General features: G+C 41.9%; 20 protein-coding genes. 16 read left to right on the top strand and 4 right to left on the bottom strand.

Going from position 1 to position 21,187, the window contains the following annotated elements; translation table 11 throughout:
• Positions 1-28: 28 nt before the first annotated feature.
• Positions 29-268 carry a DUF1653 domain-containing protein gene (locus AN389_RS04035; protein WP_055019304.1) on the bottom strand — a complete coding sequence of 80 codons (240 nt, stop codon included), beginning with the start codon at positions 266-268 and terminating at the stop codon, positions 29-31.
• 60 nt (positions 269-328) lie between these two features.
• On the opposite strand from AN389_RS04035, the gene AN389_RS04030 reads away from it, so the two are divergent.
• The 11 genes from AN389_RS04030 to rpoS all read left to right on the top strand — a co-directional run bounded on the left by AN389_RS04030 (position 329) and on the right by rpoS (position 7,900).
• Entirely contained in the window at positions 329-808 is a 480-nt protein-coding gene (locus tag AN389_RS04030) for a DUF2947 domain-containing protein (protein ID WP_055015417.1), read from the top strand.
• A 75-nt stretch (positions 809-883) separates the two neighbouring features.
• The gene (locus tag AN389_RS04025) at positions 884-1,513 is read left to right on the top strand and encodes a hypothetical protein (protein WP_055015409.1); all 630 of its coding nucleotides are present in this window, start codon (positions 884-886) and stop codon (positions 1,511-1,513) included.
• A gap of 31 nt (positions 1,514-1,544) precedes the next feature.
• Entirely contained in the window at positions 1,545-1,832 is a 288-nt protein-coding gene (gene ftsB / locus AN389_RS04020; protein WP_055015408.1) for a cell division protein FtsB, read from the top strand.
• The gene (gene ispD / locus AN389_RS04015; RefSeq protein ID WP_055015407.1) at positions 1,822-2,523 is read left to right on the top strand and encodes a 2-C-methyl-D-erythritol 4-phosphate cytidylyltransferase; all 702 of its coding nucleotides are present in this window, start codon (positions 1,822-1,824) and stop codon (positions 2,521-2,523) included. Before ftsB ends, ispD begins: the two co-directional genes overlap by 11 nt.
• On the top strand, positions 2,520-3,017 hold the full coding sequence (gene ispF, locus AN389_RS04010; protein ID WP_055015406.1) for a 2-C-methyl-D-erythritol 2,4-cyclodiphosphate synthase: 498 nt from the start codon (positions 2,520-2,522) through the stop codon (positions 3,015-3,017). The genes ispD and ispF overlap by 4 nt, the downstream gene beginning before the upstream one ends.
• Entirely contained in the window at positions 3,014-4,060 is a 1,047-nt protein-coding gene (gene truD, locus AN389_RS04005; protein WP_055019303.1) for a tRNA pseudouridine(13) synthase TruD, read from the top strand. The genes ispF and truD overlap by 4 nt, the downstream gene beginning before the upstream one ends.
• Positions 4,044-4,808: a 5'/3'-nucleotidase SurE gene (surE, locus tag AN389_RS04000; protein WP_055017357.1), complete on the top strand. Its 765-nt coding sequence runs from the start codon at positions 4,044-4,046 to the stop codon at positions 4,806-4,808. Before truD ends, surE begins: the two co-directional genes overlap by 17 nt.
• Positions 4,798-5,436, top strand: a complete 639-nt coding sequence (locus AN389_RS03995; protein ID WP_055019302.1) for a protein-L-isoaspartate(D-aspartate) O-methyltransferase — start codon at positions 4,798-4,800, stop codon at positions 5,434-5,436. Before surE ends, AN389_RS03995 begins: the two co-directional genes overlap by 11 nt.
• Positions 5,437-5,445: 9 nt before the next feature.
• Positions 5,446-6,024, top strand: coding sequence for a YqaA family protein (locus tag AN389_RS03990; RefSeq protein ID WP_055015402.1), 579 nt, complete (start codon positions 5,446-5,448; stop codon positions 6,022-6,024).
• 41 nt (positions 6,025-6,065) lie between these two features.
• Complete coding sequence (locus AN389_RS03985) at positions 6,066-6,890, top strand: peptidoglycan DD-metalloendopeptidase family protein (RefSeq protein ID WP_055019301.1); 825 nt, start codon at positions 6,066-6,068, stop codon at positions 6,888-6,890.
• 35 nt (positions 6,891-6,925) lie between these two features.
• Positions 6,926-7,900: an RNA polymerase sigma factor RpoS gene (gene rpoS / locus AN389_RS03980; RefSeq protein WP_055015400.1), complete on the top strand. Its 975-nt coding sequence runs from the start codon at positions 6,926-6,928 to the stop codon at positions 7,898-7,900.
• A 73-nt stretch (positions 7,901-7,973) separates the two neighbouring features.
• On the opposite strand, the gene mutS is transcribed toward rpoS, so the two are convergent.
• Entirely contained in the window at positions 7,974-10,559 is a 2,586-nt protein-coding gene (gene mutS / locus AN389_RS03975; RefSeq protein ID WP_055017359.1) for a DNA mismatch repair protein MutS, read from the bottom strand.
• A gap of 21 nt (positions 10,560-10,580) precedes the next feature.
• On the opposite strand from mutS, the gene AN389_RS03970 reads away from it, so the two are divergent.
• Together AN389_RS03970 and recA are read left to right on the top strand one after the other, a co-directional pair.
• On the top strand, positions 10,581-11,072 hold the full coding sequence (locus tag AN389_RS03970) for a CinA family protein (RefSeq protein ID WP_055015398.1): 492 nt from the start codon (positions 10,581-10,583) through the stop codon (positions 11,070-11,072).
• A 65-nt stretch (positions 11,073-11,137) separates the two neighbouring features.
• Positions 11,138-12,181, top strand: a complete 1,044-nt coding sequence (gene recA / locus AN389_RS03965; RefSeq protein WP_055015397.1) for a recombinase RecA — start codon at positions 11,138-11,140, stop codon at positions 12,179-12,181.
• 160 nt (positions 12,182-12,341) lie between these two features.
• Here recA and AN389_RS03960 read toward each other — a convergent pair whose 3' ends face one another.
• Together AN389_RS03960 and AN389_RS03955 are read right to left on the bottom strand one after the other, a co-directional pair.
• A complete protein-coding gene (locus AN389_RS03960; RefSeq protein ID WP_055015396.1) occupies positions 12,342-14,468 on the bottom strand; it encodes a TonB-dependent siderophore receptor in 2,127 nt (708 codons plus the stop codon).
• A gap of 461 nt (positions 14,469-14,929) precedes the next feature.
• The gene (locus AN389_RS03955; protein ID WP_055015395.1) at positions 14,930-16,099 is read right to left on the bottom strand and encodes a DcaP family trimeric outer membrane transporter; all 1,170 of its coding nucleotides are present in this window, start codon (positions 16,097-16,099) and stop codon (positions 14,930-14,932) included.
• 419 nt (positions 16,100-16,518) lie between these two features.
• On the opposite strand from AN389_RS03955, the gene acs reads away from it, so the two are divergent.
• The 3 genes from acs to AN389_RS03940 all read left to right on the top strand — a co-directional run bounded on the left by acs (position 16,519) and on the right by AN389_RS03940 (position 21,007).
• Positions 16,519-18,459 carry an acetate--CoA ligase gene (gene acs, locus AN389_RS03950; protein ID WP_055019300.1) on the top strand — a complete coding sequence of 647 codons (1,941 nt, stop codon included), beginning with the start codon at positions 16,519-16,521 and terminating at the stop codon, positions 18,457-18,459.
• 104 nt (positions 18,460-18,563) lie between these two features.
• Positions 18,564-19,214, top strand: a complete 651-nt coding sequence (locus AN389_RS03945; RefSeq protein ID WP_055015393.1) for a response regulator transcription factor — start codon at positions 18,564-18,566, stop codon at positions 19,212-19,214.
• A 197-nt stretch (positions 19,215-19,411) separates the two neighbouring features.
• Positions 19,412-21,007 (top strand): AbgT family transporter, encoded by a 1,596-nt coding sequence (locus AN389_RS03940; protein ID WP_055019299.1) that lies wholly within the window; start codon positions 19,412-19,414, stop codon positions 21,005-21,007.
• Positions 21,008-21,187 lie beyond the last annotated feature (180 nt).

The following is a 21,187-nucleotide window of genomic DNA, read 5'->3' as shown; positions in this document are numbered from 1 at the left end:
GTATTAAATGTGGTTTATAATGCCATAGTTAATCTGCAGGTCCAAGGTATGCAAAACGAGGTATGGTTTCGCCATCTTTTTCAACGGTTTCTGTAAACATACTTAGTGGTCGTGCCCACATGCCGTACTCGCCATACAGGGCTTGGTATATAACTAGTTGCTCGTCGGTTTCACTGTGTTTAGCTACGTAAAATACTTTGTATTGCGGCCCTTTGTAGTGCTGATATATGCCAGGTTTGAGGGAAAGCGGTTTTATTGCTGTAGTCATGTTTTGATCTCTTGTATAATTGCGTTTGCTTTTTATTATGCCAAAGAATACACCAACATTATGAATTATATTTCTCTCGATGATCACAAAAAGGCCTGGGTTTTTCGTCATAAAGACCTCCCTGTATCTGATGAAGACGCTGCGCGTATAAAACCCATGACCAGCGAACGTGCTGCGGTGCTTTGGAGCACTATGGTGAGTCGCGAGTTCGACCACCCCGATTTTTTTGATAAAACCGATTGGTGCGGTAAAGAAGAAAGTTTTAGCGATGAAGTAAACTGGGAAGAGGCCTGGGAAAATGGCGATGAAAGCTTACCACAAGCCATATTGGCTCATTTAGATTGGCAGGCTAATACCACTGTTTATTTTTGTATGGCGCGCGATAACGTTATCGAAACCACTTTTGATGTATTTAAACGCAATTGGCAAAACTTTATGTTTTTAGCCGATGGCAGTTTATTAATTGGTAAAAAGCGCAATACAGTGGTGCAATTTTTAGAAAGCGGCATTGCTAAGTTAGGTGAAAAGCCAAGCGCTTAAATTGCTAGGCGCGCTTAAAAAATAGCCGTTATTGTGCTATAAAACAGCTACCTAATTGTTTTTTGAGTATAACTATTGGTAGCGAAGAGTCAGCCACTTGCCGCGCAGCAGCAAGAAATATGGCAAAGTGATGCGCAAAAAGTGCTGTATGCACAATTGTGCAATGCGTTTTATCAGCGAGAGGTGCAGCGCCTAGTTGCTGAGCCTAATGCCGATAAACTACGCCGCCAACTTAAAAGCTTACCGTATTACATAGAGCGGGCGGCGACGTTGGTTGCCAATGGGAGTTCGCCGTTTACGCTCGACTCACAAAATGGCTCATGGCTTGAAAAACAAAAGCCAACGCCACCAGAAGTTAACGCTCAAGCAAATGAACTTTTTTATAAAGAATATGCCAAAGTGGGGCTAATAGTGCCGGTGTTATTAAATAGCCATGACCAAGTGAAGCTAAGAATAGACAGCATAGATCAAGTAAGCGACAATAAACTGCATTGCAACGAACTAGGTTGGTTCGATTTTTTTGGCAAGGGTCTAGAGCATGCAAATGCGCAGTTGGTAAAACCCAGTAAAATGAGTTTAACAGCCGCGTGTTGTGGGCATCAGTGGCAATTTTCAAAACGCTGCGCACCTAGGCTACTTTCACTGCGAGAAATGCTATTAGCGGGTAATATTAATTGGCGTAATATAAAACGTCCACGAGCCTAATTTTATTTAAAAAACGAATAGGGAGTGTTAAATGCGGTTGTTTCAGCTTGGCCTGTTGTGCTTAGCACTGTTTATACAATACCGACTTTGGTTTGGTCATAACGGTGTGCAAGATTATACGCGTTTAAAAGCGGCCGTTGTTTCTCATCAACAAACAAACGAAAAACTAATTAAGCGCAATAAAGTACTTACCGCCGACATAGAAGATTTAAAACTTGGCCAAGAAGGCATAGAAGAGCGCGCTCGTAACGAATTAGGAATGATTAAACCGGATGAAACATTTATACGTGTTTTACCGGGTAAACAACATGAAAATTAATACTACAATTGCTGCCATCGTCCCTGCTGCCGGCGTGGGTAGCAGAATGCAGCACAGCGCACCTAAGCAGTATATTAAATTGGCAGGAAAAACTATTTTAGAACATACGCTTTGTAAGCTTTCGCAGCTTCAAAGTTTAAGCCAAATAGTGGTCGCCGTGAGCCAAACAGACCCTTATTTTGACACGCTTCCATGTATAGACTCTCGCATCTTGCGCGCTAACGGCGGACAAGAGCGTGCTGATTCAGTGCTTAATAGCTTATTATTTTTAGAAAATAACCCTCCTGAATGGGTGTTGGTGCACGACGCGGCCCGCCCACTTGTCACTATTAACGATATTGAAACCTTAATAGCGCATTGTATAGCCGACGACGAAGGCGGTATTTTAGCAAGCAAAGTGAAAGACACCATCAAACGCGGTAGCACGCATAGTGAGCAAACCGTGCCTCGTAATGATTTATGGCAAGCCCTTACGCCACAGTTTTTTAAATATGACGAGCTAAAAAATGCGTTGCAGCATGCGCTTGGTGAGGGCGTAACAATTACCGATGAAGCCAGTGCCATTGAGTGGGCAAGCAAGCCCGTTAAACTAATTTCAGGGCGCAGCGATAATATTAAAATAACCACGCCAGAGGATTTAGATCTGGCGGGGTTTTTATTAAACAAACAACAAAACGAGCAAGCATTATGATTCGAATTGGCCATGGTTTTGACGTACATAAATTTGGCGGCGAAGGCCCAATAACAATTTGCGGCGAAAAAATAGATTACCCGCAGGGTTTTTTAGCACACTCTGATGGCGATGTTGCTATTCATGCATTATGCGATGCTATTTTAGGCGCGTTGGCGATGGGCGATATTGGTAAGCATTTTCCGGATACGGCGAGCGAGTATGAAAATATCGACAGCCGTATTTTACTTCGCCATGTTGTAGGCCTTGCCAAAGAACAAGGTTATGTATTGGGTAACGGCGATGTCACTATTGTTGCACAGGCGCCAAAAATGCTGCCGCACATCCACGCTATGCGCACTAATTTAGCGAGCGATTTAAATTGCGAACTTAGCCAAATTAACGTTAAAGCCACCACCACCGAAAAGCTTGGGTTTGAAGGGCGTAAAGAAGGTATTTCTAGCCATGCGGTGGTTATTATGAATAAAGCGCTTACGAGTAACACCAACGCATGAGCGATTTAAACTATTTATACGGCGCACCGCTTTCTAAAGCCGACTTTAAAACCATTGCTGAAGATTTTATGGTTGATGAAGACCTCGGTATAGAGTTTACCGGCAGTGGTGAGCATGTATGCTTGCAAGTGGTAAAAAAAGGCGAAAACACGCAATACGTTGCTAAGTTAATTGCACAAAAGGCTGGAGTGTCGCCGCGTGAAGTAAGCTATGCCGGCATGAAAGACCGCCACGGCGTGTGTAGCCAATGGTTTAGCGTAAAAGTGCCCATTAAAAAGCATATTGATTTTAGCGAGCTAAATAGCGACAGCATTTTTGTGGTTTCGCAACAGCGCCACGAGCGCAAGTTACGCACTGGTTGCCATAAAGGAAACCGATTCACTATTACCCTTCGTAATGTTACCGAGCCGCTTGATATATTATGTCGTATTAATGCCGTGCGTGCTGGTGTGCCTAACTACTTTGGCGAGCAACGATTTGGTCGCGATGGGCATAATTTAGTAATGGCCGAAAAAATGTTTGCCGGGGAGCGTATTCGCGATAAAAAACTGCGCGGTATTATTATTTCCGCCGCCCGTTCTCATGTATTCAATCAAATAGTGAGCTTGCGTGTTAAAGAGCATGGCTTAGCCAAAACCATGCACCGTGAAGTATTTATGCTCAGCGGTAGTAACGCATTTTTTGAAGATGCAATAAGCGATGAAAACATAGCACGTTTAGCCTCTGGCGATATTATGATGTCGGCCCCTATGGTGGGAAAAAGTGAAAAAGGTTTAACTGAACAAGAAAAAATATGGTTAAAACCGTACCAAGCATGGTGTGAAGGCTTAGGCGAATTAGGCCTTAAAAATGAGCGCCGTATGCTGCGCCTCATTCCGCAAAATTTAACCATAGAAACACTAGACGAAACGACTTTAAAATTAAGCTTTGGATTGCCTAAAGGGTGTTTTGCTACCGCTCTTTTACGTGAGCTGGTGGATTACACCGATGCAAGCCCTAATGAGCGAAAAGAAAAGGACAGTCAAAATGAAGATACTGCTTAGTAACGACGATGGTGTAAATGCCAAAGGGATTGCGGTTTTATACCAAGCCCTTACGCAAATTGCCGATGTAACTCTTGTCGCTCCAGACCGCAACTGTAGTGGCGCCAGTAACTCGTTAACGCTCATCAACCCATTACGTTCAACCACCCTTGAAAACGGTTTTATATCTGTTAATGGCACGCCGACGGATTGTGTACATCTAGGGGTTAATCAGTTAGTTGATGAAACCCCAGATTTAGTAGTGGCAGGTATTAACCACGGTGCTAACTTGGGCGATGACACGCTTTATTCTGGTACTGTTGCAGCGGCAACTGAAGGGCGCCATTTGGGTTTACCAGCAATTGCTGTATCACTTTGCTCGCACCATGGTGAGCATTTTGAGACCGCAGCTGCTGTAACCGTAAACATAATTAAAGGGCTTGCCTCGCACCCACTGCCTAAAGATCAAATTATCAATGTTAATGTACCTGATGTTCCTTTAAGTGAATTAAAAGGCGTACAAGTAACACGATTAGGTGCTCGTCATAAAGCGGAAACCATGACCAAACAAACAGACCCATGGGGGCGCGATATTTTTTGGTATGGTTCGCTTGGTATTGAAAGTGATGCAGGTGAGGGTACTGATTTTTACGCTATTAATAATGGCTTTGCATCAGTAACGCCATTAAGTGTAGATATGACAGCAAAAGAGAGTATTGAAGCGGTAGGACAGTGGTTGGCTGAAATGGAGATAAACCGTGCTGGCTAATTACTCGCGCAGTGCTAATGCGCTTTCTAAGCTTTTAGAGCAAGAAGGGGTAGAAGACAAACAGGTATTAAAAGCCATTGCCGATATACCACGCCATGCTTTTATTGATGATGTGCTAAAGCACAAAGCATATGAAAACACGGCCTTGCCTATAGGACAAGGGCAAACTATTTCGCAACCTTATATTGTGGCGCGCATGACCGAGCTGCTTTATTTAGCGGGTGTGCGCGACAAAGTATTAGAAATTGGCACAGGCTCTGGTTATCAAACCGCGGTGTTAGCCAAATGTTTTAATAAAGTATTTTCGGTTGAGCGGATTAAGACGCTGCAATGGCAAGCTAAACGCCGTTTACATCAACTTGATTTATACAATGTAACCATGAAACATGGAGATGGTTGGCAAGGCTGGCAATCTCAAGCTCCGTTTGATGGTATTATAGTTACTGCCGCCGCTTCAAAAGTGCCTCAGGACTTGCTCGGGCAGTTAGCTGATGGTGGTGTATTGCTTGCCCCTATTGGAGAGCAAGAACAAAAATTAACCATGATTATTCGCCAAGGCAATGGCTTCACAGAGCATGTTATTGCACCCGTACGGTTTGTCCCCCTCGTCCCTGGTGATATTGAATAGGAATTCACGTTGAAATTGTTTACTAAGTTATACGATATGGCCCTCGTGTGGGCAAAACACCGTTTTGCTGAGCGCTACTTAGCAGCCATGAGCTTTGCAGAGTCGGTTTTTTTTCCGGTGCCCCCTGATGTCATGCTTGCCCCTATGTCGCTTGCACAGCCAAGTAAAGCGTGGCGTTTTGCAAGCTTTGCAACGGTTGCCTCAGTGCTTGGTGGTATTGTAGGTTATTTTTTAGGGTACTGGTTATTTGAGCCGGTTGTTCAGCCGTTAATAGAGCAAATGCATTGGCAAGAAAAGTTTGAAACAGCGCTTACGTGGTTTAAAGAGTATGGTGTGTGGGTGGTATTTTTAGCAGGGTTTTCACCGATACCTTATAAGGTATTTACCATAGGTGCAGGGGTATTACAGATGGCCTTTTTGCCATTTTTAATCGCTTCAGCAATTGGCCGTGGTGCGCGTTTCTTCTTAGTTTCTGCTTTAATGAAGTGGGGCGGAGTTAAAATGGAGCAAAAATTACGTCAATATGTTGAAGTACTTGGCTGGGGTTTAGTTGTATTAATAGTAATAGCGTACTTTTTTCTACGTTAATTGCTAAAAATAACACTTTTATAGTTTTGGAGTAAAACCTGTTGAATAAACGATTTTCACTTTATTTAATTGTATTTGCAGCAGTTTTACTCCATGGTTGCTCATCTCGGAACGCGCCAGCTCCAGTAAGTAGTTTAAATAGTAATGTTAACGATTTTCAAAAAGCTGTTAACATTTATGGTGGTAAATACAGGGTGCAAAAAGGTGACACACTTTATTCGATTGCCTTTAGCGCAGGAAAAGATTTTAGAGCGCTTGCAAAAAACAATTTAATTCCATCACCTTATGTTATCTACCCTGGCCAGGTTATTGACCTAACCGCCAATGATAAAAATAGTATTGTTAAAAACTCTTCAAATAAGAGTAAAAGCACTAAAAATAAAACACAGAAAAAAAGTAACAAAAAATTAAAGAAAAGTCTTGATCAGCCGAAACAACGAGAGTATGTTCGAAAACAAGCCAATGAAATAGTTAGTAATGCTAAACCTTCGTCGAGCAGTAAAGTAAAGTGGTTTTGGCCTGCAAAGGGCAAAGTGACTAAACGCTTTTCTAATAAGGAAAACGGTTACAAGGGTTTACAGATTACTGGCCGTACAGGGGCTTCAGTTTTAGCCGCAGCACAAGGAACGGTGGTGTATGCGGGTAATGCGCTTCGAGGATACGGTAATTTAATCATTTTGAAACATAATGATGATTACCTAAGTGCTTATGCACACAACTCGAAACTACTTGTTAAAGAAAAGCAGAAAGTTAAGGCAGGACAAAAAATAGCAGAAATGGGCAAGTCAGAATCTTCGGTCACTGCGCTTCGTTTTGAAATTCGCTACCGTGGGCAAGCTGTCAATCCTGCTAAATACCTTCCCTAATTTCTAGGTATTGATAATTGCTCGGGAGAAGGCTTATGGCTAACGCAGCAAAACTTGACAAAAACACCACCGACGAAAAATTTGATGACACCGCAGTAGAGGAAACTGCAGCCCTACTTGAAGAGGTAGAGAACGAAGAAGAGATATTTGCAAAAGAGGAAGTAACTAAAAACCTCGATGCGACCCAACTATATTTAGGAGAAATTGGTTTCTCTCCCCTGCTTAGCGCTGAAGAAGAAGTCTTTTTTGCCCGCAAATCACTACGTGGATGTGAAGCATCTCGCAAGCGTATGATTGAAAGTAATCTACGTTTAGTTGTAAAAATTGCCCGCCGTTATAATAACCGAGGTTTAGCACTTTTAGATTTAATTGAAGAAGGTAACCTAGGTTTAATTCGCGCTGTTGAAAAGTTTGACCCTGAACGCGGGTTTAGATTTTCAACTTATGCAACTTGGTGGATACGCCAAACAATCGAACGCGCTATTATGAATCAAACGCGCACTATTCGATTACCAATCCATGTAGTTAAAGAATTAAATGTTTACTTGCGTACAGCACGTGAGCTAACTCAAAAGCTAGACCATGAGCCTACCGCTGAAGAAATTGCTGAGTGCCTAGGTAGACCCGTAGAAGACGTAACTAAAATGCTACGCTTAAACGAAAAAATAGCCTCAGTTGATATGCCAATTGGTGGTGAAAACGACAGCGCTCTTTTAGATATCATTGCCGATGAAAAAAGCGCAGGTCCTGAAGGTGAAGTACAAAACAACGATATTAACAAACATATTGTTGATTGGTTAGGTGAGTTAAACCCTAAACAACGTGAAGTATTAGCGCGCCGCTTTGGTTTACTAGGCTACGAGCCATCAACACTTGAAGATGTTGGCCGTGAAATTGGCTTAACGCGAGAGCGCGTAAGACAAATTCAGGTAGAAGCATTACGTCGTTTAAAAGATATTTTACAACAAGAGGGGTTAAGCACAGAAAGTTTGTTTGACCAGTTCTCGTAACTCATACTTAGACTGTCTATGTGTTTAAAGGCTGAAGGATAAAACCTTCAGCTTTTTTTATGCCAAATTAAATTTAAAGCAGCGCTTTTAATTTATAAAGTAATTCGTGTGCTTGACGCGGCGATAGATTATCAGGGTCAATGGCACTGAGTTGCTCCTCAACCTCTGATGGCTGTGGCGCAGGTAACTCATTAGCAAAAGAAAACGCTTGCTGCTCTGAATTTGGAGCAGTCACGCTTTGGTGGTTTTCGAGCATTTTAAGCTTTTGCTTTGCTTGAGCTATTACGGCCTTTGGCACACCAGCAAGCGCTGCAACCTGTAGCCCAAAGCTTTTACTTGCTGCACCATCAAGTACAGTATGCATAAATGCAATGGTGTCGTTGTGCTCTATGGCATCTAAGTGCACATTCACTAACCCCGCTTTTTGCTCTGCAAGTTCTGTTAATTCAAAATAATGCGTAGCAAATAATGTTTTAGCAGATATTTTTTGTGCCAGATGATCAGCGGTTGCATAAGCAAGTGATAAGCCATCGTAGGTACTGGTGCCTCTGCCTATTTCATCCATTAATACTAAAGATTGCGCAGTTGCATTATTTAATATTGTGGCGGTTTCTGTCATCTCTACCATAAAAGTAGAGCGACCAGAGGCTAAGTCGTCGCTTGCGCCAATGCGAGTAAATATTCGGTCAATATTACCAATTTTTGCACTATCAGCAGGGACATAACAGCCAATATGCGCCATCAATACGATAAGTGCTGTTTGACGCATATAGGTTGATTTACCACCCATGTTAGGACCAGTAATAATCAACATTTTACGCTGGCTATTTAGCTCCACAGGGTTAGCAATAAAAGGTTCTTTCATTACTTGCTCAACCACAGGGTGGCGACCTTGCTTAATACTTATATTATCATCATCGCATAGTTGTGGTTTTGCATAATTAAGCGTTTGTGCTCGCTCTGCTAGGTTATTGAGTACATCTAAATCGGCCAATGCACTAGCCATCATTTGCAGCTGTTCAATATGCGGTGCTATAAATTCAAATAGCTCTTCGTATAACTGTTTTTCAAGTGCGAGCGCTTTTGATTGGCTGCCTAGTACTTTATCTTCATGCTCTTTTAGTTCAGGTATTATATAGCGCTCATTATTTTTAAGCGTTTGGCGGCGAATATAATCAGCAGGTACTAAGTGCGAATTAGCACGACTTACTTCGATAAAAAAGCCATGTACCTTGTTATAGCCAATTTTTAATGTGCTGATCCCCGTGCGCTCGCGCTCTCTAAGCTCTAGTTGCTCAAGTATATCAGTAGCGCCTTTACTCAAGTTTCGCCATTCATCGAGCTCGCTGTTGTAGCCTGGTGCAATAACGCCCCCATCGCGAATGAGTACTGGTGGGTTATCAATTACAGCGCGCTCAAGTAAAGCTTGTAGTTCAGGTAGCTCTGGAGAATGGCGAACAATGCTGGCGATACGCTCATCATTAGCATCGTTTAATAATGCGTGCAGTGGTGCGAGTGCTTGTAAGGCATTGCGTAGCCGAGTTAAATCGCGCGGGCGTGCGGTGCATAAAGCAAGACGTGCTATTACGCGTTCAATATCACCCATTTCTTTTAATGAGTCGTGTAGCTCGCCATATAACTGCGCATCTAAAATAGCGCTAATAGCATTTAAACGTGAGTTAAGTTCATTTTTATTGCGCACAGGTGTATGAATACGGCGTTTAAGTAAACGTGATCCCATGGCTGTGGCAGTCTTATCGAGTACCTGAGCTAAGGTGTTTTCAAAGCCACCTGATAAATTAACAGTTAACTCTAAATTTTTGCGTGTTGCAGCATCTAATATAACGGCATGCTCATTATGCTCAAGTGTAATAGCACGAATGTGAGGTAGGGCAATACGTTGTGTATCTTTTACGTATTGCATTAAACAACCCGCAGCGACCAAAGCAGCATGCGCTTTATCTACACCAAAGCCTACTAAATCTTTGGTGCCAAACTGCTCGCACAGTAAGTGTTGAGCGGTATCTAAGTCAAACTCCCATTCAGGGCGTCGGCGTGCCCCTTTTATATGTTCAATTAAATGTGTGCTTTCAAAGCTTTCACAGTATAAAAGCTCAGCAGGAGCTAAACGCTGTAGGGTTGAAGTAAACGCTTCGTCGGTGTTCACTTCAACTATATTGAAACGCCCTGAATTTATATCAAGGTAGGCAATACCATACAGGCCTTTTTTATTTTGCCATACGCTGGTAAGCAGGTTGTCTTGTCGCTCTTGTAAAAGCGCCTCATCTGAAATAGTGCCTGGTGTTACAATACGCACTACTTTGCGCTCAACAGGCCCTTTACTGGTTGCGGGGTCACCAACTTGCTCACATATAGCGACTGATTCGCCCATTTGCACTAAACGTGCTAAATAGTTTTCTACTGCGTGATAAGGAACACCCGCCATAGGGATAGGATCGCCACCGGCTTTACCACGATGCGTTTGCGAAATATCAAGTAATTGGGCCGCGCGTTTAGCATCGTCAAAAAAGAGTTCATAAAAATCCCCCATACGATAAAACAATAAAATATCGCGATGCTCAGATTTAATTTTTAGATACTGCTGCATCATAGGGGTTTGTTGTTTTATAGTGTGCGGTGCATAAAGATCAAACGACATGTATTTACCCAAAGGCTGAATATGGAATTACATCAAGAGATTAAAACACTTGCTGCGCAATTGGGCGTTATTTTAACGGATAAACGCTTATGGATCACTACCGCTGAATCATGTACTGGTGGTGGGGTGAGTTATGCGCTGACAGATACACCTGGCAGCTCTGCTTATTTGGGCCGCGCATTTGTTACTTATAGTAATGAAGCTAAGCATGAGCTGCTTAATGTGGCTAATACTACGCTTGAGCAATTTGGTGCCGTAAGTGAGCAAACCGTAAAAGAGATGGCTTTTGGTGCCGCAAGCGCTGCCAAAGCTGATATTGCAATTGCTATTTCGGGTATCGCAGGGCCAGGCGGAGCAATGCCTAATAAACCGGTAGGCTTTGTGTGGTTTTGCATACAAATTGCCAATGAACAATTTACGTTTAAGCAAATATTTAAGGGAGATAGAGCACAAGTTAGAATGCAAGCTATTGAATTTGCATTAAAAAGCACTATCGATAAGATAAAGTTATAAATTTAACTTGATACTGTGATTTCATACAGTATACTTGTTCGCATTAGCCGGATTTGGAGAACAGAATGAACGATAATAAACAAAAAGCGCTGGACGCTGCACTATCACAAATTGAGCGTCAATTTGGTAAAGGCTCAATTATGAAGTTGGGCGATAACAAAGCCCTAAACATAGATGCTGTATCTACAGGCTCACTTGGGATTGATATTGCTTTAGGCATAGGTGGTTTGCCTATGGGGCGTATTGTTGAAGTGTATGGCCCTGAGTCATCTGGTAAAACAACGCTTACTTTGCAAGTTATCGCACAAGCACAAAAAGAGGGCAAAACATGTGCCTTTGTTGATGCTGAGCATGCTCTAGATCCGGTATACGCGCAAAAGTTAGGTGTTAACATTGATGAGCTATTAGTTTCTCAGCCAGATACCGGCGAGCAAGCTCTTGAGATTTGTGACATGTTAGTACGTTCAAGTGCTGTAGATGTTGTTATTGTCGATTCTGTTGCTGCACTTACACCGAAAGCTGAAATTGAAGGCGATATGGGTGATTCGCACATGGGCTTACAAGCACGTTTAATGTCGCAAGCATTACGTAAGCTTACAGGTAATATTAAACGCTCAAATACGCTATGTATTTTCATTAACCAAATTCGTATGAAAATTGGTGTAATGTTTGGTAACCCTGAAACCACAACTGGTGGTAATGCACTTAAGTTTTACGCGTCAGTTCGTATTGATATTCGCCGTATTGGCTCTGTAAAAGAAGGCGATGAGGTAGTTGGTAACGAAACCCGTGTTAAAGTGGTTAAAAACAAGGTTGCACCACCATTTAAGCAAGCTGAGTTCATCATTATGTATGGTGAAGGTATTTCTAAACAAGGTGAGTTAATTGATTTAGGTGTTAAGCATAAAATTGTTGAAAAAGCAGGTGCTTGGTACAGCTACAATGGCAATAAAGTAGGCCAAGGTAAATCAAACTCTATTAAGTTTTTGAAAGAAAACCCAGAAATTGCTGATGAGATTGAAGGTAAATTACGCGATATGTTGCTATTAAAAGCAACCGTTGAGCCAGAAGATGGCGAAGACGTACTAGGTGATGAGCCTGATCTTTAAGTGTTAAATGTTCTCTAAGCTTGATTTGACCCGAGCTTTAAAAGGCGCTAACCAGCAATGGTTAGCGCCTTTTTGTATTGTAACTTTAAAAAAACGGCACTAAAAAGTGCCGTTAAATTTAAAAGCTGTGCTTTAAAAGTGCCTCATATCATAGAGGGTATTATAGCTGCCAGTTTACTGATAGCGCGTAATTACGCGGGGCACCGTAGTAACCTTGAGCCCAGTAAAGGCTGTGTAGGTACTTTTCGTCTGTGGTGTTATTTACGTTAAAAGTAACACCTACGTTTTCTGTGATTTTGTAGTTAGCCATCAGATCAAGAATACCGTAAGCATCTTGATTAGTGGTTACAAGGGCGGCACCGGTTGCATCTTCAACTTGTACGCGGCTAACAGAATCTTGCCAGCGGTAGTTAGCACCAAATGTTAAGCCTTCAACAAACGGAACTTGATAAGTTGCAGCAAGTTTTAACTGGTTCTCTGGTGTGTAATCTTCAACTAAATCATCACCTTCAATACTTAAATTACTAAAGCTGATGCTTGCACTTAAATCGTCGGTTACTTTACCACTTAGTTCTATTTCAAACCCATCACTGTTGATACCATCAGCACCATAATAACGAGTATCGCCTGGTAATGAATCAGGTAATGCAACGGCTAGGTTTTCTTGCTTTGCATCAAAGTAGGCAAAGGTGACAAATACTTGGTCATCTAAAAGCTGTGCTTTTAAACCAATTTCGCTACTTTTACCTGTAATAGGCGCCAATTGCTCAGCATTAATATCTAGCTCTTTTTGCGGTACGAACGTTTCAGTGTAACTTGCATAAGCTGAAAGTGATTCATTGAAATCGTATACAGCTCCAACATATGGAATAACTTCACTATCGTCACGGGTTTGCTCAACACCATAAGCTGTTCCTGATGTTTCCCAATCTGTGTAACGTACACCCGCAAGTACACTTAACGGTGCGCTTAATTTTATGCGAGTAGATATATAGGCAGATTGCTGTTTGTTTTCTATCTCACTGCCGTTTAAACCATCAGCAAGGGTTGCTTCAGGTATTACACCATCCCACGTGTCAAGCGAAGGCATTGCTGGGAAGCCATTACCCGTGGTGTAATCATAAAGTGACTGCTCATTGTAATCCATTTTTGCTTGGCTAACACCAAATGATAGGTCGTGCTCTTGGCCAAATAAATCAAATTTACCGCTGGCGTATAAATCAAACAAATCGTGCTTGTCTTCGTAGTCGTAACGGCTTGCGTAACCTGTTAAACCAAGGCCAGTTTCGCTATCGGGTGTGCCATATACGTAAAATAGCTCTGAGTCTTGCTCATTTTCTATGTGTGCATAACGTGCCGTTGCAACCCATGTAGCAGATAAGTTTTGCTCAAGTGTTACGTAGACTTGCTCTGCGCTATTATCCCAGTATGACCAATCAGCTGCAGTGCTTGTAGATACGTCGTAATCTGTTGCTGTGCCATCGGTATAGTAAAGAGGCAATGCTCCCCAAAGAGGGCTGTCGGCATCTTTTTGTTGGTTAACATAGTTGATGCTTAACGTTGTATCGTCAGTTAACTTACCTTCGTAGGCAAGGTAACCAATTGTTTTATCTGTTTCGTAACGATCAAGGTATGACTCAGATTTTTGCTTTGTGAAAACTGCACGCACAGCGTGATCATCATTAATCGGTGTAGAATAATCGAGCTCTAAGCGCTTGTTATCCCATGAGCCGTAAGATAAAGATGCGTGAGCTTGTGTTATGTAGGTTGGTTTTTTTAGCACCATATTTACAGTGGCAGAAGGGTTACCTGCACCTGTCATTAGGCCGTTTGCGCCTCGTACAATTTCTACACGGTCGTAAATAGAAGTATCTAAAGTGCCTTGAATAGAGCCTGAACTTTGTGGGATACCTAAACCATCAACCTGAAAGTTTGTGATTTCAAAGCCGCGGGCTTTAAAATAAGTACGGTCTGTTTCTATTTGCTCTACAGTTACGCCAGGCGTGCTTTCTAGCACTGAGTTAATATCATCTAGTGAAAAATCATCCATTAAAGCGCGAGAAACAACAGAAATACTTTGAGGAGTTTCTTTGATTGTTAGGCCTAGTTTTGTAGCAGATTGCGCATCTTCAGTGATGTAGTTTTTATGATGCTGGCCGTATACCGCTATTTTTTCTAATGAATCATCTGTATTTGTTGTAGTTTCTTGTGCAAATGCATGACCAGATAAAACAAGTGAAGTAATAAGGCTAAGCTTAGATAAACGCAAAATTTGTTGGGACGACATGTGTTTTTCCAATAGGTTCAAAAAAGAAGTGCATAACATAATCTAAATGAGAGTGATTTTCAATAACAAGGTTGTTATATAAACAAAATAATTAGGGCTTACCAGAAATTATTGATAGTTTGGGAATTTTAGCGCCTTAATAGCTACTTAGTTTGATGTTAAGGCAACAATTATATTAAGTGGGATAGGGGATTGAATTACAAGTTCTACTGAGCTTTTAGCTAAATCGTTATTTAGACGATTTAATATGTTAGTCAATTAGTTACTTTAAAATTTGCTACTAAACATTTTTAATGCCTCACGTTAGCAGACGATTTAACAGCTAATCACTCTACTACAACTGATGTAAACGTTGCTAAAGTACAGTTTACGCTGGTTAATAGTAAATAGCGCTGGTTCAGTCTTTTTTCAAAGACTAAAAAAAGCGGCCTAAGCCGCTTTGGTGTTATTAATATGCTTAATTAAAAGTTGTACTTAACAGAAAACTGTAAACGGTCTAAATCTCCGTCAATACCACTTTCAGTTTCACGCTCGGCATGCTTAAACTCAGCACCAAATGTCAAACGTTTAACGGGTGAGTATAAAATGTTTGCACTGAAGCTTTGACTTGATTCAACAGGGTCACCCGAAATGGTTAATAAATCAGTGTTGTTATCAGCACTAAAGAAAGAATATAAGAAAGTTGAGCGCCACTGGCTTGTCCACTTATGCTGATAAGCAACAAAGCCCGAGGTTGAGTCAATTGCATCTAACTCATCACCATCAAGTACTGCACCGTGTGCTACATTTAAGCCCACGTAACGGCCAAGGCCTTTACCTTGAGTAAGCATAAATTTAAGGTAGTCTTCACCAAAATTTACACGGCCCGAAGCGCTAATACCAAATGAAGTTTCATCAGCGTCCACATCGCCTACTTTATAAGTAAGTTGGCGAGCAAGTGCTGCAACTACAAAGTTACCCCAGTCGGCGTTATGTGTGTAACGTGCAGTAAAATCAGGAAGTGATGCATCGTCTGTTTCTACACGCGCGCCACCTTGAGTGGTAATAGTGCTCTCTGGGTTCTCTAAAGAGAACGACCATGCGCCTGTTGTGTATTTAATTTGTGTTTGGCGAACAAAAACAGTGCCCTCGGCTGGGCCGACAAAATCAAGCGTTTCAGCAAGTGCACCTACGTTTTGAAAGTTTGACCATGTTTGGCCAAATAACCAACCGTCGTAAGTTACAAATGCATGACGAATACGTGGAGCATAAGAATTTGATACACGCTCGTTACCGCCAGGGGCAGAAGCTAAAAAGTCTAGCTCAATTTTAGTTTTAACTGTTTTACCGTTATCCATTAATGTGGAAGTACCAAAGTTAAAGCGTGACTCACGTGCATGCATATCAAATACAGCATCTGAATCAGCATCATCGCCTACGGGCACTGTGCTTGGTACATAGAAGTCACGCCCTACACTTGAACCAGAAGGGGCTCCTGCAGAGTAGTCACTCCACATAGTATCAAGCTTAATGTATCCGCCGTAAGTAAATTCTGTGTTGCCTACTTTAGCTGCAGTTGCCGCACAAGCTGTGCTTGTTAAGGCACATAACACAGCGCTCGCTGCAAGAGTTTTTAATGGGGTAAATTTCATTGTGGTGTCCTTTAAAGGCTACTTGTTGTTTGTTGCTTTTTATACGTTCAAATGTATTACTTGCTACTGGTATTACTTACGAACAAAACTTTTACTTATTTTGCTTCACGCTATGAATTCATCCGTTAAATAAAGGTTTGAGTAGCATGGTCACATTATTTTAATGCTCGAAACCACTTTTAAATATGTGCAAAATTTACTCAATTACCTATTGGTCTATAAGACGAAGGTTTAAGAGTAATTTAGTGACCACTTACTTATATTTAACATATTGTATTTCTATGTAAAAAAGTCATGAGCCGCGTGATTATAAACCACAAAACGGCAATTAGAAGGGTTGTACAACTAAGGTCTAATACTTAATAAAGTACTGCTGAGTAATCCTTAATTCATGGCAAGTTATTAAAATGGAGACTGAGATGTCACAAAGTATCTATCCTGTTCCTGCACATATTGAAAAAACGACGTTAGTTGATAACGATAAATATAAAACACTCTACAAACAGTCGATTGATGACCCACAAGGGTTTTGGCGTGAACATGGCCAGCGCTTAGATTGGTTTACTCCTTATACCAAAGTTAAAAACACCTCATTTGATAAAGGCCATATAGATATTAAATGGTATGAAGACGGCGTTTTAAATGCTTCTTACAATTGTATTGATCGCCATTTAAAAACCAAAGCTGATAAAGTGGCGCTTATTTGGGAGGGGGACAACCCAAACCAAAGTGAAAACATTACCTACCAACAATTACATGATGAAGTGGCGCGCTTTGCCAACGGTTTAAAAAAACTAGACGTACAAAAAGGTGATCGAGTAGCTATTTACATGCCAATGACACCGCAGGCAATTTACGCCATGCAAGCTTGTGCGCGTATTGGCGCCATACACTCGGTTGTATTTGGTGGTTTTTCTCCTTCAGCTATTGCTGACCGTATTAAAGACTCAGGCGCTAAAGTGGTGATCACATCTGATGAAGGGCGCAGAGCGGGCAATTGTGTACCATTAAAAGCTAATGTAGATGAGGCGGTAGCCCAAGAATCTGTTACAACAATTGAACATGTTGTTGTACACCAGCTAACCGGTGGCGAAGTTGATTGGAACGAGCATGACATTTGGTGGCACGATCTCGTTGCTGATTTACCTGCGCAGTGCGAACCAGAGCCCATGAATGCAGAAGATCCACTCTTTATTTTGTATACGTCGGGCTCTACCGGTCAACCAAAAGGGGTTGTGCATACTACAGGTGGTTACTTAGTTTACTCATCAATGACCCACGAGTACGTGTTTGATTTACAAGAGGATGACGTATATTGGTGTAGCGCCGATGTGGGTTGGATCACAGGGCACAGCTATATTGCTTATGGTCCATTGGTTAATGGTTGTACACAAGTAGTATTTGAAGGGGTGCCTACCTATCCAACAGCAGGGCGTATGGGTGAGGTGATTGATAAGCACGGCGTCACCATTTTATACACTGCACCAACGGCTATTCGTGCGTTAATGGCCAAAGGTGATGAGCCAACCGCGTCTTCAAAGCGTGAAAGCTTACGTATTTTAGGCTCGGTGGGTGAACCTATCAACCCAGAAGCATGGGCTTGGTATTACGAAAATATTGGTAACGCTAGTTGCCCAATTGTAGATACGTGGTGGCAAACTGAAACAGGCGGCATTATGATCACCCCACTGCCGGGTGCAACCCAAACAAAACCTGGCTCAGCAACCCATCCATTTTTTGGTATTGCACCCGCGTTATTTGATGCAGAGGGAAATACGCTTGAAGGTGCGGTTGACGGTAATTTAGTTATATTAGATAGCTGGCCATCACAAGCGCGTACTGTTTATGGCGATCACGAACGCTTTGAACAAACCTATTTTAGTGCTTACCCTGGTGTTTATTTTACAGGTGACGGTTGTCGTCGTGATGAAGATGGCTATTACTGGATCACAGGGCGAGTAGACGATGTGCTTAATGTATCAGGGCATCGCTTAGGCACCGCTGAAATAGAAAGCGCGCTGGTAGCCCACGAAGCAGTAGCAGAGGCTGCAGTAGTAGGTTACCCGCATGATATTAAAGGCCAAGGTATTTATGTTTACATTACGCCAAACGAAGGCGTTACTGTCAGTGACGAGCTCACAACGCAAGTGCGTAATTGGGTACGTAAAGAACTAAGCCCGATTGCCTCCCCTGATATGATTCAATGGTCGCCGGGTTTACCGAAAACGCGTTCAGGTAAGATTATGCGTCGAATTTTACGTAAAATAGCCGCAAATGAGCATCAACAGCTAGGGGATACATCAACCCTTGCAGACCCAACCGTGGTAGATGAGCTCATAGAAAACCGATTAAATCGTTAAATGCGCGTTAAAAACTTGATTACAAGTTGATTCTAAACGTAGTATATCGGCTGTCAGTAAGTATGTTATACCTTATTGGCGGCCGAATTTATTAGGAGCGAACCATGAGTCAGTTTTTAATAGCGGATGATCATCCGTTATTTCGTGAGGCACTAAAGGGAGCATTAAGTGCTAAGTTTGACGATTTAGAGGTATTTGAATCATCAGATTTTGACAGCACATTGCAAGTACTCAGCGAACAAGAAGATCTTGATATATTACTGCTAGATTTACACATGCCAGGCAATGGTGATTTATATGGCCTGATCCGCATTCGCGAAGACTACCCAAGTTTACCCATAGCGGTTGTCTCAGGGAGTGAAGACATCAACATAGTCTCTAAGGTAATGGGTTATGGTGCAATGGGTTTTATTCCTAAGTCATCGTCTTCAGATGATATTGCCAATGCTATTAACCAAATACTTGAAGGCGATACGTGGCTACCAAACGAATTAAAAAATAAAGTAGCTGAAATAGAAGGAGAGGACAGAGAAATTGCCGCACAAGTCGCCTCGCTCACGCCGCAGCAATACCGTGTATTGCAATACCTGCATGAAGGGTTACTAAACAAACAAATAGCTTACGAATTGCATATTTCAGAGGCAACCGTAAAAGCACACATTACTGCTATTTTTAGAAAGCTTGGGGTCTATAACCGTACACAGGCTGTTTTAATTGCCGCTAAACTACAGTTAGAGCCAATAGAGCAAGCATAAATATAATATAAAAGTGAGGGCGTTTTATTTTCAGCTATTAAATCGCCCTAGCTTGTAAAACGTTTAATTAAAAAGCCTGCTCGTCTCTACACAACTTAATTTTACACTTAAAATGTACACGTCATTTACCTTTTATACATGATCTCTTTTGCAAACAATGCTAGGTTAGCGCAATTTTGTAATTTATAGAGCTAAGTATGACAGACTCCACACACTCACCTAATAATCAACCTAAAGACAATAACGGCTTGTTTAATCGCTTCTTAGCAACCGTTGAGTTTTTAGGAAATATGCTTCCGCATCCCATTACTTTATTTGCGATATTTGCAGTTTCAATTGTGTTGATAAGTGGTATAGCAGATTGGTTCGGATTAAGCGCCATTGACCCAAGGCCTGTTGGCGCAGCAGGGCGTGCACCTGATGGCGTGATTGAGGTCGTTAGCTTACTCAGTGCTGAGGGGCTACAGCGTATTATGGCAGGCCTGGTTACTAATTTTACCGGTTTTGCGCCCTTAGGCACCGTACTAGTGGCACTACTTGGGGTAAGTGTTGCTGAGCACTCAGGTTTACTCTCTGCTGCGATGCGAGGCATGGTTATGGGCGCGTCAAAGCGCTTAGTTACCTTTATGGTGGTGTTTGCAGCCATTATGTCTAACACGGCTTCAGAGCTTGGTTATGTGGTTTTAATACCGCTTGCAGCGATGATATTTCATAGTTTAGGGCGCCACCCTTTAGCTGGCTTAGCGGCTGCATTTGCTGGTGTGTCTGGTGGTTATAGCGCTAATTTACTACTCGGTACAATAGACCCACTATTAGCGGGTATCACAACACCTGCCGCACAAATGATTGACCCAAATTACGAGGTTGGGGCTGAGGCTAACTGGTATTTCATGATGATATCGGTATTACTTATAGCCGCCCTTGGTACACTGGTTACCGAAAAAATAGTTGAGCCACGTTTAGGTAAATACAACCCAGATGAAGCCAGCATCGACTTATCACAAAACAATATTGATACACTTACCGCGCTTGAAAAAACCGGTTTAAAGTGGGCGGGCGTCGCGCTATTAGTAGTGCTATCTCTATTTGCTTGGACGATTATTCCCGCCGATGGCATTTTACGCCATCCAGAAACAGGCCAGGTAGCAGGCTCACCATTTTTAAAAGGCATAGTTGCCATAATATTTGTCACATTTAGTGTGCCAGGCTTTGTTTACGGGCGTGTTGTTGGCAGTATGAAAAACGATAAAGACATTATTAACGCAATGAGTAAAAGCATGAGCTCAATGGGTTTATATATTGTTTTAGTGTTCTTTGCCGCACAGTTTGTGGCCTTTTTTAAATGGACTAATTTAGGCACTATTTTGGCAATTAACGGTGCAGCCCTGTTACAGGCCTTAAACCTAACTGGTCCAGAAGTATTTGTATTGTTTATATTAATGTGTGCATTGGTGAACTTGAGTTTAGGCTCATCATCGGCGCAGTGGGCGATTACAGCACCTATTTTTGTGCCTATGCTTATGCTTATTGGTTACGCGCCAGAAACTATTCAAGCGGCTTATCGTATTGGTGACTCTGTAACTAACTTAATCACCCCAATGATGAGCTACTTTGGACTTATTTTAGCGGTGGCGGTTAAATATAAAAAAGACATGGGCATAGGAACGTTAGTAGCCACTATGCTGCCATACAGCATCGTGTTTTTTATTGGCTGGGTTATTTTATTTTACGTATGGGTATTTGCTTTAGGGCTGCCAGTAGGGCCTGAATCACCTATTTACTATACGCCTTAACACGTTAATTGGCATAAAAAAGCCAGCAAAAGGGAAGAGCCCTTTTGCTGGCTTTATAGTATGTAAAAGGGGTTTTATACAAATCCGCAATAATACTTAATCATTTTCAGGGGTTAAACGTGTCACTATCTGCGTTAAAAAATTCTCATTTACGACTGCATGGATGCAGAAGGTAGAGCA

It is taken from the genome of Pseudoalteromonas sp. P1-7a, assembly GCF_001401855.1.
Lineage (GTDB): Bacteria > Pseudomonadota > Gammaproteobacteria > Enterobacterales > Alteromonadaceae > Pseudoalteromonas.
The sequence above is the reverse complement of the archived record's forward strand: the minus strand, read 5'-3'. Positions and strand labels throughout refer to the sequence as shown.

Bases quoted from the DNA above. Each gene is read 5' to 3' on its own strand.
- AN389_RS04030 (WP_055015417.1), top strand. From the start codon at position 329: ATGAATTATATTTCTCTCGATGATCACAAAAAGGCCTGGGTTTTTCGT.
- ispD (WP_055015407.1), top strand. From the start codon at position 1,822: ATGAAAATTAATACTACAATTGCTGCCATCGTCCCTGCTGCCGGCGTG.
- AN389_RS03960 (WP_055015396.1), bottom strand. From the start codon at position 14,468: ATGTCGTCCCAACAAATTTTGCGTTTATCTAAGCTTAGCCTTATTACT.
- truD (WP_055019303.1), top strand. From the start codon at position 3,014: ATGAGCGATTTAAACTATTTATACGGCGCACCGCTTTCTAAAGCCGAC.
- ispF (WP_055015406.1), top strand. From the start codon at position 2,520: ATGATTCGAATTGGCCATGGTTTTGACGTACATAAATTTGGCGGCGAA.
- acs (WP_055019300.1), top strand. From the start codon at position 16,519: ATGTCACAAAGTATCTATCCTGTTCCTGCACATATTGAAAAAACGACG.
- surE (WP_055017357.1), top strand. From the start codon at position 4,044: ATGAAGATACTGCTTAGTAACGACGATGGTGTAAATGCCAAAGGGATT.
- AN389_RS04035 (WP_055019304.1), bottom strand. From the start codon at position 268: ATGACTACAGCAATAAAACCGCTTTCCCTCAAACCTGGCATATATCAG.
- mutS (WP_055017359.1), bottom strand. From the start codon at position 10,559: ATGTCGTTTGATCTTTATGCACCGCACACTATAAAACAACAAACCCCT.
- ftsB (WP_055015408.1), top strand. From the start codon at position 1,545: ATGCGGTTGTTTCAGCTTGGCCTGTTGTGCTTAGCACTGTTTATACAA.
- AN389_RS03970 (WP_055015398.1), top strand. From the start codon at position 10,581: ATGGAATTACATCAAGAGATTAAAACACTTGCTGCGCAATTGGGCGTT.
- AN389_RS03955 (WP_055015395.1), bottom strand. From the start codon at position 16,099: ATGAAATTTACCCCATTAAAAACTCTTGCAGCGAGCGCTGTGTTATGT.
- AN389_RS03940 (WP_055019299.1), top strand. From the start codon at position 19,412: ATGACAGACTCCACACACTCACCTAATAATCAACCTAAAGACAATAAC.
- recA (WP_055015397.1), top strand. From the start codon at position 11,138: ATGAACGATAATAAACAAAAAGCGCTGGACGCTGCACTATCACAAATT.
- AN389_RS03945 (WP_055015393.1), top strand. From the start codon at position 18,564: ATGAGTCAGTTTTTAATAGCGGATGATCATCCGTTATTTCGTGAGGCA.
- rpoS (WP_055015400.1), top strand. From the start codon at position 6,926: ATGGCTAACGCAGCAAAACTTGACAAAAACACCACCGACGAAAAATTT.